This is a genomic window from Leifsonia shinshuensis, from assembly GCF_014217625.1.
Taxonomy (GTDB): Bacteria; Actinomycetota; Actinomycetes; order Actinomycetales; family Microbacteriaceae; genus Leifsonia; species Leifsonia shinshuensis_A.
In genome coordinates, this window is the sequence record NZ_CP043641.1 from 624,860 (window position 1) to 639,539 (window position 14,680).

Here is a 14,680-nt window from a genome sequence, read left to right on the forward strand (position 1 = left end):
GCCGGGGTGCGAGAATCGAACCATGAAGCTCGAGCACCGCTATGCGATCGACCTGCAGTGGACCGGCAACCGCGGGGAGGGGACCAACGGCTACAAGGCCTACGGCCGCGACCACACGGTGAGCACGGAGGGCAAGCACCCCATCGAGGGCTCCGCCGACCGCGCGTTCTTCGGCGACACCGACCGCTGGAACCCGGAGGAGCTGCTGCTCGCCGCGCTGAGCCAGTGCCACATGCTCAGCTACCTGGCGGAGGCCGCCAGGGCGGGCGTGGTCGTGGTCGGCTACACCGATGAGGCGACCGGGGTCATGGTGCAGACGAACGACGGCGGCGGCCACTTCACGACGGCGACGCTCCGGCCGAAGGTGACCATCGCGGACCCGGCCCAGGCCGAGCTCGCGGCCTCCCTGCACGCTCCGGCGTCGGCGAAGTGCTTCATCGCGGCGAGCGTGAACTTCCCGGTCGGGCACGAGCCGGAGATCCTGACGCTGGCCTGACGGCCGTGCCCGGGCCAGACACGTGCGCCCGGCTCAGACGGCGCGGCCGCGGAGGCGCGCGCCGTCCTTCTGCGTGCGCTGCGCTGGCGCGGCCTGCGGAGGCTCGGCAGCGGCCCAGCGGTGGATCGCCGCCACCCAGCGTTCGTCCCGGGTGAGCGGTGCGGGCTGCTCCGTGCCGGAGTCGCGCTGCGCCCGGCGGAGCGCGTCCTCCTCATTGCGGCGGGCGAGGGCGTCGTGCGAGATGGACCAGAAGACCAGCGGATGCATGATAACCACCTAACGGCTTTGACTGGTTATAGGTTACCGTAACCGTCTATTGAGTTACAATGGTTATATGCGTACGAATGAGCCCGAGTTGGGCGCCGACTACCTGGTGGCGTTCCTCAACACGCTGGACGTCGAAGAGGGCGCGGACGCCCTCGGCGACGCCGCCGGCTTCGCCGCCTGGGCGGGGGAGCATGGGGTCGAGCCCGGCGACCTGGCCGAGACCCGGCGCGTGCGCGACGCCCTCCGGAACGTGATCGACGGCGAGGAGGCCGAGCTGCCCTCCGTCTCGCTGACCACGGCGTGCGGCGAGCGGTCGGTGGGGCTGAGCGCCCGGACCGCAGGCGAGGCGGCCGTGGCCAGCTCGGTGGTGCTCAGCATCCAGGGCAAGCTCGGCCGTGTGAAGCTCTGCGGGGGAGAGGACTGCCGCTGGGCGTTCTACGACAGCTCGCGCAACGGCTCCCGGCAGTGGTGCTCGATGGAGGTCTGCGGCAACCGGCAGAAGGCGCGCAGCTACCGGGCGCGCAGAGACGAGCACGCGGATTCGTGACGAATCGCGCGAATACGCGCGCGAATCGCGACATTCGTCACGAATGTCGCGGGTTCTCTACATCCGCTCGGGGCGCAGTGCGCGCTTGACCCGCTCGACAGTGTTCGCGGGCGGCGACTCGTTGTACGTCCCGGCGAGCTCCTGGCCGGTGAGGCCGTGGATGGCCGCCATGATCTCGTCCGTCGCCTGGCGGCGGGCGCGGCCGGACTCCGCCGGCCCGTAGTGCGCGACGTCGATCGGCTCGCCGAACGCGATGGTGATGCGGCGCACGCGCGGGAACTTCGCGCCGACCGGCTGCACCTCGTTGGTGCCGATCAGGCCGACCGGGACGACCTTGGCGCCCGTGGTCAGCGCCAGCCAGCCGATGCCGGTGCGGCCCTTGTAGAGGCGGCCGTCCAGCGAGCGGGTGCCCTCGGGATAGAGGGCGAACGCCGCGCCCGTGTCGATGATCCGCCGGGACTGCTCCAGGGCCTCCTGGGCGGCCTGGCCTGCTCCGCGCTTGACACCGACCGCGCCGATCGCGGTGAAGAACGAGCGCGAGACGGCGCCCTTGAACCCGGTGCCCTCGAAGTAGTGCGACTTGGCCAGGAACTGCACGCGGCGCGGGGAGATCATCGGGATGACGAGCGAGTCGATGAACGAGAGGTGGTTGCTGGCCAAGATGATCTTGCCGTGGCGCGGTACGTTGCGGGCGCCGATGACGTGCGGCCGGTAGATGAGACGCAGCAGCGGCGCGACGATCCGGCGGCCGATGAAGTACGTCAGTCCCGGGCGCGGAATGACCTCGGTCTCCGCCTCGTGCCCGCCGTCGGGTGCTGTCAGACTCACAGAACGAGGGTAATCCCGATCGTATGCCACGACCGGCATGCGTCCCTCAGCTCTCGAACGGCCGGAGCGGCGCGCAGCCCCAGCCTCCCGCGTAGATCAGGCACGGCAGCTGGAAGCCGGTGTAGCGCACGGTGCGCGGGTCGCCGAACCAGCTGTTGTAGAGCCGGGAGAAGTTGAGGTTGCCGTAGGCCGAGCACGCGTCGCCTGGGCCGGTGGGGTGCGCGACCGTCTTCGAATCCGGCTGGTACGGCGTGTAGTTGTAGAGGTTCGCGGTCGCCTGGTTCACCACCCGGACCGTGCTCGCGCCGCAGGCGGCGTCGGGATGGTACTGGATCTTGTTCGCGCCGACGCGGTAGCGCCAGTCGGACGGGTGCGCGGTGTACTCCCGGAACTGCCAGGCCGCTCGGTAGACCTGGTTGAAGAATCCGAAGTAGCGGGTGTCGCAGCCCGCGGTGTCCGGGCACGCGTAGCCGGTCGCCTTCTGATACCCGGAGGCGCTCGGAGTGGTGAGCAGCGACTGCTCCTTCTGCAGCAGCACGAGGAGCACGCGCGGGCTGATCGTGCACGCCCGCGCGATGCGCACGATGATGCTGCTGGCCCGCTCGTTCTTCTTCGCAGGGATGGCGGCGCAGCGCTCGGCGGAGGCCGGGGTGCGCGGCACGTCCATGTGGAAGTCCGCGAGGCACGGCGAGGTGTCCTTCGGGGTGCAGGTGCGGGCGTCCAGGAAGTGCTGCACCTGATCGGCCGTCATCGCGTACGGATTGTAGAAGCTGTCGTCGCTGATGATGTCGCCGGGGTCGAACGCCGGCTGGGCCTTCGCCGCGACCGCTGCGGTCGCCGCCCCGGCGGCCGCCCGCGCGTCCTCCGCCGGCGCGGCGCCGACCGCGGGCAGCGCAGCGAGGGCCGCCGCGGTCACGAGGACCGCGGCGGCGAGCCGTCGGCCTGCGAGCCGTCGGCGCGGGGGCCGTCGCAAGGGGAGGCGCATGGCGTCGATCTCCTCGGCGGGCGGGTCAGCCGAGGCGGCCGAGCGCCTCTTCGATGACGGTGGCGGCGTCGTCGATCAGCTCCTCGCTGATCACGACCGACGGCAGGAGGCGCAGGACGCTGTCCCAGCTGCCGGCGTCGAGCGGGATGACGCCGTTGGCGGTGGCGTGCGCGAGCACGGCCTTCAGCGCCTCCGGGTTGGGCTTCTTCGTGCCGGGCACGACCAGCTCGATGCCGAACATCGCGCCGACGCCGCGGACCTCTCCGACGACCGGGAAGCGCTCGGCCCAGTCGCCGATCCGCGCCCACAGCGTCTTCTCGACGCGCTTGGCCTCGGCGAGCAGGTCCTCCTGCTCGAACGCCTCGAAGACGGCGAGGGCGGCAGCGGTGGAGACCGGGTTGCCGCCGAACGTGCCGCCGATGCCGCCGGGCTGAACCGCGTCCATGATCTCGGCGCGGCCGGTGACGGCCGCGAGCGGGAAGCCGCCCGCGATGCCCTTGGCCGAGGTGATCAGGTCGGGGACGACGCCGTGGTGCTCGATGGAGTACCACGTTCCGGTGCGGCCGATGCCGGCCTGGATCTCGTCCGCGACGAACACGATGCCGTTCTCCGTGCAGAACTCGGAGAGGCGCTGGAAGTAGCCGGGAGCGGGGATGATGATGCCGCCGTCGCCCTGGACCGGCTCCACGAACAGCGCGGCGAGGTCGGTCGCGCCGATGTGGGTCCGGATGTAGTCGATGGTGCGCTCGGCGGCCTCCTCGCCCGTCATCCCCTCGGGGTCGCGGAACGGGTAGCTGATCGGGAGGCTGTAGATCTCACCGGGGAACGGCCCCATGCCTGCGCGCTCCGGCCAGGGGCGGTAGGTCATCGCCATGGTCAGGTTGGTGCGGCCGTGGAAGGCGTGGTCGAGCGTCGCGATGGCGCGGCGGCCCGTGTGTTTCCGCGCGATCTTCACCGCGTTCTCGACGGCCTCCGCGCCGGAGTTCACCAGGATGCTGCGCTTCTCGAAGTCGCCTGGCGTGATCTCCGCCAGCTTCTCGGCGACGCGCACGTAGTTCTCGTACGGGGTCACGGTGAACAGCGTGTGCGTGAGTTTCGCGGCCTGCTCGGCGGCCGCGGCGGCGACGGCGGGGTGCGCGTGGCCGATGGTGGTCACGCCGATGCCGCAGCCCAGGTCGATCAGGCGGTTGCCGTCGACGTCCACCAGGATGGCGCCCGAACCGGACTCCATGTAGATGTTCGCCAGCGTCCCGGCGCCACGGCTGACCGACGCGACGCGGCGCTGCTGCAGCTCCACAGAGCGCGGGCCGGGCAGTTCGGTGACGACGTGGCGGGACTGGGGCACGGAGAAGTCGCGGGTCATGTCTTCCATCGTATGGGCGTTGTTCAGGCGTCCGTTCAGCGGGGACCTAGGTGGATGAGGCAGACTGGCTCCTCGTGCGCAGATCCCTCTCCGTCCTCACAGCAGCCCTCGTCGTCGCCGGCCTCGCCGCCTGCAGCTCCTCGTCGCCCAGTCCCTCGGCGACCAGCACCGCTGCGGCCGCGACCTGTCAGAACGTGAAGTCGGGCACATCCTCCGACTCGATCAAGGTCTCCGGCAGCTTCCTGAAGACCCCGGACGTGACCGTCCCCGCGCCGCTGAAGACCAGCGACCTCGAGCGCACCGTCGTCATCAAGGGCAAGGGCAAGGAGGTCAAGGCCGGCTCGAGCATCGACATCGCCCTCGCCGCCTACAACGGCACCACCGGCAAGTCGCTGACGGCCCCGGCCGGCTTCGACGGTCAGGCGACCCAGTCCATCACGGTGGACGACAAGGCGTTCGTGCCCGGACTGGTGCGCGCCGTCGAGTGTCTCCCGGTGGGCTCGCGCGTGGTGCTGACCGCCCCGGCCAAGACCGCGTTCGGCAACGCCGACATCTCGCAGCTCAAGCTGACCGACAAGGACACCGTCGTGTTCGTCGCCGACATCGCCGACATCGCGCCGACCCGCGCGAACGGCAAGGCCGTCGCCCCGACCCCCGGCTTCCCGACCGTCAAGGACGACGCCAAGACCGGCGAGCCGAGCATCACCATCCCGAAGGCCGATCCGCCGACCGAGACCAAGATCGCGGTGCTCAAGCAGGGCGACGGCGAGACCGTGCAGTCCGGCGACACCGTGACCGTCCAGTACAAGGGCGTGCTCTGGAGGAACGGCCAGATGTTCGACTCCAGCTGGAGCCGTAACCAGGTCGCGACGTTCCAGACCACCGGCGTCGTGAAGGGCTTCCAGAAGGCGCTGGAGGGCCAGAAGGTCGGCTCCCAGGTCATCGCGATCGTCCCGCCGGCCGACGGCTACGGCGCGCAGGGTTCCGGAGAGATCAAGGCGACCGACACAATGGTGTTCGTGATCGACATCCTGAAGACGAGCCGCTGATGCCCGCGCGCCGCGTCGTCATCCTCGGGTCGACCGGCTCGATCGGCACGCAGGCGCTGGACGTCATCGCGGCCAACCCCGACCGGTTCGACGTGGTCGGATTGACCGCCGGCCGCAACGCGGACCTCCTCGCCGAGCAGGCGGAGCGGTTCGGCGTGCGCGAGACGGCGCTCGGCGCGGACGACGCGGTGCGGCTCCTGCAGACGGTCGAGGCCGACGTGGTGCTCAACGGCATCACCGGCTCGGTCGGGCTCGGGCCGACGCTCGCGGCTCTGGAGACGGGGGCCCTGCTGGCGCTCGCCAACAAGGAGTCGCTGATCGTCGGCGGCGCGCTGGTCAAGCGGGCGGCGGCTCCGGGGCAGCTCGTGCCCGTCGACTCCGAGCACTCGGCCATCGCCCAGGCCCTGCGCTCCGGCACGGCGGACGAGGTGCACAGGCTGGTGCTCACCGCGTCGGGAGGTCCCTTCCGCGGCCGCTCCCGCGACTCGCTCCGCGACGTCACGCCCGCCGAGGCGCTGGCGCACCCCACCTGGGACATGGGCCTGGTCGTGACGACCAACTCGGCGACGCTGGTCAACAAGGGGCTGGAGGTCATCGAGGCGCACCTGCTCTTCGACGTCCCGTTCGAGCGGATCGACGTGACCGTGCACCCGCAGTCGGTCATCCACTCGATGGTGGAGTTCGTCGACGGCTCGACCATCGCCCAGGCCTCCCCGCCCGACATGCGCCTGCCGATCGCGCTCGGCCTCGGCTGGCCCGGGCGGGTCCCGGGCGTCGGCGTCCCGCTCGATTGGACGCAGGCGCACACCTGGACCTTCGAGCCGCTGGACGACGAGGCGTTCCCGGCCGTGGCGCTCGCCAAGCGCGTCGGCTCGGCGGGCGGCACCTACCCCGCCGTGTTCAACGCAGCGAACGAGCAGGCGGTGGCGGCGTTCCACGCGGGCGCGATCGGCTACCTGGACATCGTGGCGACAGTGGAGCGCGTCGTGGACGAGCACGAGCCGTCCGGCGAGCTGACGCTGGAGTCGCTGGCGGAGGCCGAGCGCTGGGCGCGCGCGACCGCCGACGCGCACCTCGCCGGCCGGTAGGCATCGAACGCGTACGGCAATCGAACGCGCATAGCATCCGTGCGGCTCGCTCCAAGAGTCCGCGACTAGCCTGGGCAGGTGGATTCCGTGCTGCTCTTCGTCCTCGGCGTCGTCATCATCCTGGTGGGCGTCGCGCTCTCGATCGCGCTGCACGAGATCGGCCACCTGGTGCCGGCCAAGCTGTTCGGCGTCAAGGTCACCCAGTACATGATCGGGTTCGGCCGCACGCTGTTCTCGTTCAAGCGCGGCGAGACCGAGTACGGCGTCAAGGCGATCCCGCTCGGCGGCTACATCTCGATGATCGGGATGTTCCCGCCCGGCAAGGAGGGCGGCAGCGGCCGGAACGCGACCACCGGCTTCATGCAGGCCATGGTCCAGGACGCGCGCACCTCCAGCGCCGAGACCGTCGGCGAGGGCGAGGAGGACCGCACCTTCTACCGCCTCCCGGTGTGGAAGCGCATCGTGATCATGTTCGGCGGGCCGTTCATGAACCTGCTGATCGCGGTGGTGCTGTTCGGTGTGCTGCTGATGGGGTTCGGCACGGCGCAGAACTCGCTGACGATCGGGACCGTGAGCCAGTGCGTCGCGACCAACGCGGCGGCAACCACCCAGCAGTCCTGCACGGCGAGCGATGCGAAGGCGCCCGCCGCGGCGGCCGGAATCAAGCCGCGCGACACTATCGTGAGCATCGACGGCACGAAGATCACCTCCTGGGCACAGTCGACCGCGATCATCCGTGCATCCGCTGATCGGCCCCTGACCGTCGTCGTTCGACGGGATGGCCAGGACGTTTCGTTGACGATGACGCCGAAGACGACGACCGTCGCCAAGCTCGACGCGAACGGACAGGCGGTCAAGGCCGCGGATGGCAGCACGGAGACGGTGAAGGCCGGCTTCGTCGGCATCGGCCCGGTGCAGGAACTCGTCCCGCAGCCCATCACCTCCGTCCTCCCCGCGGTCGGCGCCCAGACCTCCGCGGTCGTCGGCGTCGTCATCCATCTGCCGCAGCGCATGGTCGACGTCTGGAACGCCGCCTTCGGCTCCGCCCCGCGCGACCCGAACGGGCCGCTGAGCCTGGTGGGCGTCGGACGCGCGGCGGGGGAGCTGACCGCACTCGACGGCGTCCCCGTGGTCGACAAGGTCTACTCGATGATCGGCATCATCGCCTCGCTGAACATCGCGCTCTTCGTCTTCAACCTCATCCCGCTGCTGCCGCTGGACGGCGGTCACATCGCCGGCGCACTGTGGGAGGGCTTCCGCCGCTCGATCGCCAAGCTGTTCAAGCGGCGCGATCCGGGTCCGGTCGACATGGCGAAGCTCATGCCGCTCACGATGGCCGTGGTCGTCGTGCTGGGCGGGATGAGCCTGCTGCTGATGTACGCGGACATCGTCAAGCCGGTCAACCTGTTCGGCTGACGCGGGCATACGCTCCGTTCACCTGACGCCCAGGAGCTTCCCACCGGGCCGCGTAGGATTGTCGGGTGGCAGCAATCAATCTGGGGATGCCCAAGGTCCCCGAGACCCTCGCACCCCGTCGCAAGTCCCGCCAGATCCGTGTCGGAAAGGTCCTGGTCGGCGGCGACGCCCCGGTCAGCGTCCAGTCGATGTGTACGACGCCGACGACGAACATCAACGCGACCCTCCAGCAGATCGCCGAGCTGACGGCCTCCGGCTGCGACATCGTCCGTGTCGCCGTGCCGAGCCGCGACGACGCGGAGGCGCTGCCGATCATCGCCAAGAAGAGCCAGATCCCGGTCATCGCCGACATCCACTTCCAGCCCAACTACGTCTACGCGGCGATCGACGCCGGCTGCGCGGCGGTCCGGGTCAACCCGGGCAATATCCGCAAGTTCGACGACCAGGTCGGCAAGATCGCCGCCTACGCGAAGGCCGCGGGCGTCTCGCTGCGCATCGGCGTCAACGCCGGCTCGCTCGAGCCCAGCCTGCTGCAGAAGTACGGCAAGCCGACCGCCGAGGCGCTGGTCGAGAGCGCCGTCTGGGAGGCCAGCCTCTTCGAGGAGCACGACTTCCACGACTTCAAGATCTCGGTCAAGCACAACGACCCGATCGTCATGGTGAAGGCCTACCGCCAGCTCGCCGAGCGGGGCGACTGGCCCCTCCACCTCGGCGTGACGGAGGCCGGCCCGGCGTTCCAGGGCACGATCAAGTCCGCGACCGCCTTCGGCATCCTGCTCTCGGAGGGCATCGGCGACACCATCCGCGTCTCGCTGTCCGCGCCGCCGGCCGAGGAGGTCAAGGTGGGCCTGCAGATCCTGCAGTCGCTCAACCTCCGCGAGCGCAAGCTGGAGATCGTGTCCTGCCCGAGCTGCGGCCGCGCCCAGGTCGACGTCTACACGCTCGCCGACAGCGTCACCGAGGGCCTGCAGGGCATGAGCGTCCCGCTGCGCGTCGCGGTCATGGGCTGCGTCGTCAACGGCCCCGGGGAGGCCCGCGAGGCCGACCTCGGCGTCGCCAGCGGCAACGGCAAGGGCCAGATCTTCGTCAAGGGCGAGGTCATCAAGACCGTGCCGGAGGCCGAGATCGTCGCGACCCTGATCGAGGAGGCGAACCGCATCGCCGCCGAGATGGAGGACGCCCAGGTCGCCTCCGGCGAGCCCACGGTCACCGTCGGCCACTAGACGTCACCACAGCTTCCCGCAGAAACTCCGGAGTTCACCGCCGATCCGGCCACGATCTCCGGAGTTACGCTGATTACAGCCGCGTGTCGGCCGAACTCTCCGGATTTGACGACGGCGTCGGCTCATCCGGAGGATCGGGCCGACACGCCGCCGCTCGGTCCGTTCGTACGGAGACCGACGCCAGCGTGGGCCGATTCTCCGGAGGAACGGACGGGCGGGGGCGGCCTCCCGTGCACCACTAACATGGAACGGTGCCTACTCGCCTGACGAACTACTTCCTCCGCACCCTCCGTGAAGACCCCTCCGACGCGGAGGTGACCAGCCACAAGCTTCTCGTGCGCGCGGGCTACATCCGCCGCCAGGCGCCGGGCATCTTCGCGTGGCTGCCGCTGGGGCTGCGGGTCAAGGCGCGCATCGAGCAGATCATCCGCGAGGAGATGACGGCCGCCGGCGCCCACGAGGTGCACTTCCCCGCGCTGCTGCCGCGCGAGCCCTACGAGGCCACCGGCCGCTGGGAGGAGTACGGCGACGGCATCTTCCGCCTCAAGGACCGCAAGGACGCCGACTACCTGCTCGCCCCCACGCACGAGGAGGTCTTCACCCTGCTGGTGAAGGACCTGTACTCCTCGTACAAGGACCTCCCGCTCTCGATCTACCAGATCCAGGACAAGTACCGCGACGAGGCCCGCCCCCGTGCCGGCCTGCTGCGCGGCCGCGAGTTCACCATGAAGGACGCCTACTCGTTCGACTACACCGACGAGGGCCTGGACACCAGCTACATGGCGCAGCGCGACGCCTACGAGCGCATCTTCACGCGTCTCGGGCTCGAGTACGTCATCGTGCAGGCCGACGCAGGCGCGATGGGCGGCTCCCGCAGCGAAGAGTTCCTGCACCCCACCCCGGTCGGCGAGGACACCTTCGTGCGCTCGGCGGGCGGCTACGCGGCCAACGTGGAGGCCTTCACCACGCTCGCCCCGCCCACCCGCGGCTACGAGAAGCTGACGCCGCAGGAGGTGCTCGACACCCCCAACACGCCCACCATCCAGACCCTGGTCGACGTCGCGAACGAGAAGCACCCGCGTCCGGACGGGCGGCTCTGGACCGCCGCGGACACCCTTAAGAACGTCGTCCTCGCGCTCACCCACCTCGACGGCACGCGCGAGCTCGTGGTCGTCGGCCTGCCCGGCGACCGGGAGGTCGACCTGAAGCGCGCCGAGGTCGCCTTCGCGCCCGCCGAGGTGGACGCCGCGACCGAAGACGACTTCCGCAAGCACCCCGGCCTGGTGAAGGGCTACATCGGCCCCTGGTCGGCCGAGGGCCCCGTGCTCGGCGAGGAGGCCGCCACCGGCATCCGCTACGTCGTCGACCCGCGCGTGGTCGACGGCTCCGGCTGGATCACCGGCGCGAACGTCCACGGCAAGCACGTCTTCGGTCTGGTCGCCGGCCGCGACTTCGCCTGGGACGGCACGGTGGAGGTCGCCGAGGTCAAGCCCGGCGACGCCGCACCGGACGGCTCCGGCCCCGTCGAGCTCGCGCGCGGCATGGAGATCGGCCACGTCTTCCAGCTCGGCCGCAAGTACGCCGAGGCGCTGGGCCTGAAGGTGCTGGACGAGAACGGCAAGCTCGTCACCGTGACGATGGGCTCCTACGGCATCGGCGTCACCCGCATCCTGGCGATCATCGCCGAGGAGAACAACGACGACAAGGGCCTGGTCTGGCCCGCGGCGGTCTCGCCGTTCGACGTGCACGTGGTGGCCGCCGGCCGCGACGCCGTCGCGTTCGAGGTGGCCGAGGAAGCCGCCGCCCAGCTGGAGGCCGCGGGCCTGGAGGTGCTGCTGGACGACCGCCCCAAGGTGTCGCCCGGGGTGAAGTTCGGCGACGCCGAGCTCATCGGCATCCCGCGGGTCCTGGTCGCCGGCCGCGGCGCCGCCGACGGCGAGGTCGAGCTGTGGGACCGCCGCAACGGCGAGCGGTCGACGCTCCCGCTGGCGGAGGCCATCGCGGCGCTCACCGCGTAAGGCAGCTTCCCGACGCCGTCTGGACCGCACCGAGCGGTTCAGGCGGCGTCGTCGTCTCCGGTGATCTCCGCGTGGATGCGGCGCAGGTCCTCCATCAGCGAACCGATCAGCACCCAGTGCCGCGGGTTCGGCGTGCCGATGACGAGCGGCGCTGTGAGCACCGGGATGCCCGCGGTCTCGGTGCCCGGCTCGACGACCGGGGCGTCCGGGTCGCGCGACAGCAGCCGCAGGTCGTGGGCGGAGCGCTCCAGCTCGTCCGCGATGGCGGCGATGGTCGGCTCGTCGGCGAGGCTGTCGTCGTAGTGGTCGTGGAACGCGCGCGTCATGCCGAGCGAGCGCGTGATCAGCGGGCGCAGCCGCGCGAAGAGCTGCTGGTCGTGCTCCAGCACGACGCGGTGCCTGGACTGCCGCGGGTTGAGGGTGAGGCTCTCGTCGGCGGAGGTGAGGGCGGCCTCCGCCTTCTTCTCCATCGGCCGGAGCAGGCGGGCCTCGATCAGGAGGGCGTCCCGCTCACCCGGCGTCGGCCGGCTGGTCAGGGCGACGGCGAGCCGGTCCAGGGTGGAGGCGATCTCGCGGCCGAGGTCCAGCACGGCGGTGCGGGCGGGCCCGGTGAGCACGGGCGGGACGATCGCGATGTTGACGATGACGCCGATCGCCGCGCCGAGCACGGTCTCCACGATGCGGGCGACAGCGTACTCGGGATTCGTCGCGCCGAGTGACAGGACGAGCATGACGCTGATCGGGATCTGGTTCGCGGTGCCCGGCGTGAGCTTCAGCGCCCAGGCGATGATGAGCGACGCGACGATCGCGACCAGGACGATCCAGGTGTTCGCGCCGAACAACAGCCCGACGACGTACGCGATGACGACGCCGAAGATCACGCCGAGCGAGCGTTCGATCGCGCGCCCGACGGACTGGTTCACGCTCGGCTGCACGACGAGCAGGGCGGCGATGGTCGCGAACACCGGGAGCTCGCCGGGGAAGAGCAGCGCGGCGAGGCCCCAGGAGATGATCATCGCTGTGGCGGTCTTGGCGACCTGCAGGAACGGGATGCGGGTCGTCGCCCGGATGTTCGCGGGGAGAGTCGGAACCCGGAACTTCGAACGCACGGTTCCAGCCTAGCCGGAGGAGGTCGGGCCGGGCTCAGCCGGCGTAACGCCGGTAGGCCTCGGCGGCGCGCCCGGCCGCCCGCTCCTGCCCGGCCGTGAGCGGCGCGAAGGACTCGACGTCGACGCCGTTCCCGCCCCGGCCGCGCCGCCAGGTCCCGACCACGCGCCCGCGCGCCACCACGATCGGCTGGAACACGCCGTTGCCGCCCGGCACGATCCGCTGGAAGTGATCGTCGTCGAGCACCAGGTCGCGCTGCTGGTACCCGAGCAGATACTCGTCGAACGCGGGGAGGAGCTGGACCGCCTCCCTCTCGCGTCGCGACTCCGCGAGTCCCGAAGCTCGGTCGGCCAGCTCGGCCGTCAGCAGGTACTCGATCCCGTCGACCTCCAGCGTGGTGAGCGCGTCGCCGAGGACCGCCCGGGCGATCTTCGCCCCGGCGACCGTGCCTTTGGTCCACCAGACGAAGTCCTTCACGGTCGCCGGGCCGTGGCCGCGAAGGTAGCGGAGCAGGAACTCGCCCCACGCCTCATCCGGCTCCAGCCGCCGGGACTGCGGCGCCCACTCGTCCAGCAGCACCAGCGCCTGCTGCGTCCGCAAGGTCGGCCCCCAGCAGATCAGCCCGGTCTGGGCCAGGTAGTAGATGAGGTGGTAGCCGCGCTGGCCCGCCGTCGCGATGCCGTTGGACTCCCACAGGTCCATGAGCTCCGCGCGCCCGATCCGGCCGCCGCCGGAGAGCGCTTCGGTGACCAGGTCGCGCGCGCGGACGAAGTCGGGCGTGTCCAGCTCCAGCTGCTTGTGCCGCGTCGCCAGGCCGGCGATCATCCGCCCGGTCGTGATGCCGAGCATCCAGCGGAGGTCTTCGGGTGGGACGAAGTGCAGCGTGCCGCGCATCGGCCAGGACCGCACGATCCGGCCGGCGTCGAGATCGGCCAGCACATCCGCCCGCGTGGCGCCGGTCGTGCGCACGCCGAGCGCCCAGGATCCTGCGGCGAAGTCCTGCGCCTGCACGGCGAGCAAGCGGCGCGCGACGTCGGCGGGGGAGACCTCGCGGTCGCCGTCGATCGCGTGGGCGAGGCGGCGCAGCCGCAGCAGGTCGGCGCGAGACGTCATGGACCCAGTCTGGCGCAGGCGTCCGACACACTCGGACGCCGCCGGCCCGCGGGAGGAGACAGGCCCACGGCAGGCGACAGGCTCAGGGGAGCAGCCCGTGCTCCTGGAGCTGGTCGCTCAGCCCCGCGCCGTCGGGGGAGTACATCCACGGCGCGCCGGAGATCTCGCTGTGCTTCTCGGCCTTCGACCGGCCACCGGCCAGGACGGCCTCGCTGTTGGAGAGCTGCCGGATCGCCACGCCTGCGACGTTGCCGGCGTGCTCGGTCGTGAACTCGCCGTAGAGCGACTCGTCGTGCTGCCCGTCGTCGCCGATGAGCAGCCACTTGAGCCCGGGGAACTCGTCGGCCAGCCGGGCGAGGCTGATGCGCTTGTGCTCCCGGCCCGAGCGGAAGAACCGGTCGTGCGTCGGCCCCCAGTCGGTCAGGAGGAGGGGACCCGCGGGGAACAGGTTGCGCGACAGGAAGCGCGTGAGCGTCGGCGCGACGTTCCAGGCGCCGGTGGAGAGGTAGATCACCGGGGCCCCGGGGTGCGCCGCCGCGAGCCGTTCCAGCAGCACCGACATCCCCGGCGTGGGTACGCGCGCGTGCTCGTCCAGGACGAAGGTGTTCCAGGCGGCGAGCAGCGGCCGGGGGAGCGCGGTGACCATGACCGTGTCGTCCACGTCCGAGATGATTCCGAAGGTGGCCTTCGGGTCCACGATGTAGACCGGCGCCTCGAACACGCGGGCGGACTCCGGCGTCGTCAGCTTCACGGTGTGCCAGCCCGGCGTGAGCTGGACGGGGAGGACGGTGTCGATCACGCCGCCGCGGTCCGGCCGCACCTCGTGGTGCGCGCCGTCGACCTCGACAGTCACTGTGACGTCGCCGACCGGCACGCTGATGAACGAGCGCCAGCCGCGGATGGACTCCTCGCGCTTGCGGTGCTTGCGCTCGGCGCGGCTGCCCGGCCGCGGCTCCTTCGCCAGCAGGACGCGGCCGAGGATGCGCACCCAGGTCGGAGAGCCGTAGCCGGTGTACGGGACGACGGTCGCCAGGAACCCGTGCTTGCGCGCCCGGCGGGCACGGAACTCGTGGAAGGCGTCCTCGATGCGCGCCGCACGGTGCATGATCGGGTCGACGCTCGCGCTGCGCTTGGCTGGGTCAACAGTCATAGAGACACCAGTTTCTCACGGAGTGAAGGT

At 70.8% G+C, this 14,680-nt stretch carries 14 protein-coding genes; 7 read left to right on the plus strand and 7 right to left on the minus strand.

Annotated elements, in window-relative coordinates:
- The first annotated feature begins 22 nt into the window (after positions 1-22).
- Positions 23-496, plus strand: a complete 474-nt coding sequence (locus F1C12_RS03000) for an OsmC family protein (RefSeq protein ID WP_185277370.1) — start codon at positions 23-25, stop codon at positions 494-496.
- A 33-nt stretch (positions 497-529) separates the two neighbouring features.
- Here the strand turns inward: F1C12_RS03000 and F1C12_RS03005 are convergent, their stop codons facing one another.
- Positions 530-763: a hypothetical protein gene (locus F1C12_RS03005; protein WP_185277371.1), complete on the minus strand. Its 234-nt coding sequence runs from the start codon at positions 761-763 to the stop codon at positions 530-532.
- Positions 764-830: 67 nt separating this feature from the next.
- Between F1C12_RS03005 and F1C12_RS03010 the strand changes: the two genes are divergently transcribed.
- Positions 831-1,310: a CGNR zinc finger domain-containing protein gene (locus F1C12_RS03010; protein ID WP_185277372.1), complete on the plus strand. Its 480-nt coding sequence runs from the start codon at positions 831-833 to the stop codon at positions 1,308-1,310.
- Between the two features lie 57 nt (positions 1,311-1,367).
- Here the strand turns inward: F1C12_RS03010 and F1C12_RS03015 are convergent, their stop codons facing one another.
- From F1C12_RS03015 to F1C12_RS03025, 3 genes are read right to left on the minus strand one after another with little or no spacing between them, the layout of a single operon-like run.
- Positions 1,368-2,177: a lysophospholipid acyltransferase family protein gene (locus tag F1C12_RS03015; RefSeq protein ID WP_185277373.1), complete on the minus strand. Its 810-nt coding sequence runs from the start codon at positions 2,175-2,177 to the stop codon at positions 1,368-1,370.
- A gap of 7 nt (positions 2,178-2,184) precedes the next feature.
- Complete coding sequence (locus F1C12_RS03020; protein WP_258046092.1) at positions 2,185-3,123, minus strand: hypothetical protein; 939 nt, start codon at positions 3,121-3,123, stop codon at positions 2,185-2,187.
- Between the two features lie 25 nt (positions 3,124-3,148).
- Positions 3,149-4,495 (minus strand): aminotransferase class III-fold pyridoxal phosphate-dependent enzyme, encoded by a 1,347-nt coding sequence (locus F1C12_RS03025; RefSeq protein WP_185277374.1) that lies wholly within the window; start codon positions 4,493-4,495, stop codon positions 3,149-3,151.
- Positions 4,496-4,560: 65 nt separating this feature from the next.
- On the opposite strand from F1C12_RS03025, the gene F1C12_RS03030 reads away from it, so the two are divergent.
- The 5 genes from F1C12_RS03030 to F1C12_RS03050 all read left to right on the plus strand — a co-directional run bounded on the left by F1C12_RS03030 (position 4,561) and on the right by F1C12_RS03050 (position 11,280).
- A complete protein-coding gene (locus F1C12_RS03030) occupies positions 4,561-5,535 on the plus strand; it encodes an FKBP-type peptidyl-prolyl cis-trans isomerase (protein ID WP_185277375.1) in 975 nt (324 codons plus the stop codon).
- Positions 5,535-6,623, plus strand: a complete 1,089-nt coding sequence (locus F1C12_RS03035; RefSeq protein ID WP_185277376.1) for a 1-deoxy-D-xylulose-5-phosphate reductoisomerase — start codon at positions 5,535-5,537, stop codon at positions 6,621-6,623. The genes F1C12_RS03030 and F1C12_RS03035 overlap by 1 nt, the downstream gene beginning before the upstream one ends.
- A 78-nt stretch (positions 6,624-6,701) precedes the next feature.
- The gene (locus tag F1C12_RS03040) at positions 6,702-8,039 is read left to right on the plus strand and encodes a M50 family metallopeptidase (protein WP_185277377.1); all 1,338 of its coding nucleotides are present in this window, start codon (positions 6,702-6,704) and stop codon (positions 8,037-8,039) included.
- 86 nt (positions 8,040-8,125) lie between these two features.
- Positions 8,126-9,262 carry a flavodoxin-dependent (E)-4-hydroxy-3-methylbut-2-enyl-diphosphate synthase gene (gene ispG, locus F1C12_RS03045; protein WP_179609390.1) on the plus strand — a complete coding sequence of 379 codons (1,137 nt, stop codon included), beginning with the start codon at positions 8,126-8,128 and terminating at the stop codon, positions 9,260-9,262.
- Between the two features lie 251 nt (positions 9,263-9,513).
- A complete protein-coding gene (locus tag F1C12_RS03050; RefSeq protein WP_185277378.1) occupies positions 9,514-11,280 on the plus strand; it encodes a proline--tRNA ligase in 1,767 nt (588 codons plus the stop codon).
- Positions 11,281-11,318: 38 nt separating this feature from the next.
- On the opposite strand, the gene F1C12_RS03055 is transcribed toward F1C12_RS03050, so the two are convergent.
- The 3 genes from F1C12_RS03055 to F1C12_RS03065 form a co-directional block, all read right to left on the minus strand.
- Entirely contained in the window at positions 11,319-12,389 is a 1,071-nt protein-coding gene (locus F1C12_RS03055; protein WP_185277379.1) for an FUSC family protein, read from the minus strand.
- Positions 12,390-12,423: 34 nt separating this feature from the next.
- Positions 12,424-13,500, minus strand: a complete 1,077-nt coding sequence (locus tag F1C12_RS03060) for a winged helix DNA-binding domain-containing protein (RefSeq protein ID WP_185277380.1) — start codon at positions 13,498-13,500, stop codon at positions 12,424-12,426.
- Between the two features lie 82 nt (positions 13,501-13,582).
- On the minus strand, positions 13,583-14,650 hold the full coding sequence (locus F1C12_RS03065) for an App1 family protein (protein ID WP_258046093.1): 1,068 nt from the start codon (positions 14,648-14,650) through the stop codon (positions 13,583-13,585).
- Positions 14,651-14,680 lie beyond the last annotated feature (30 nt).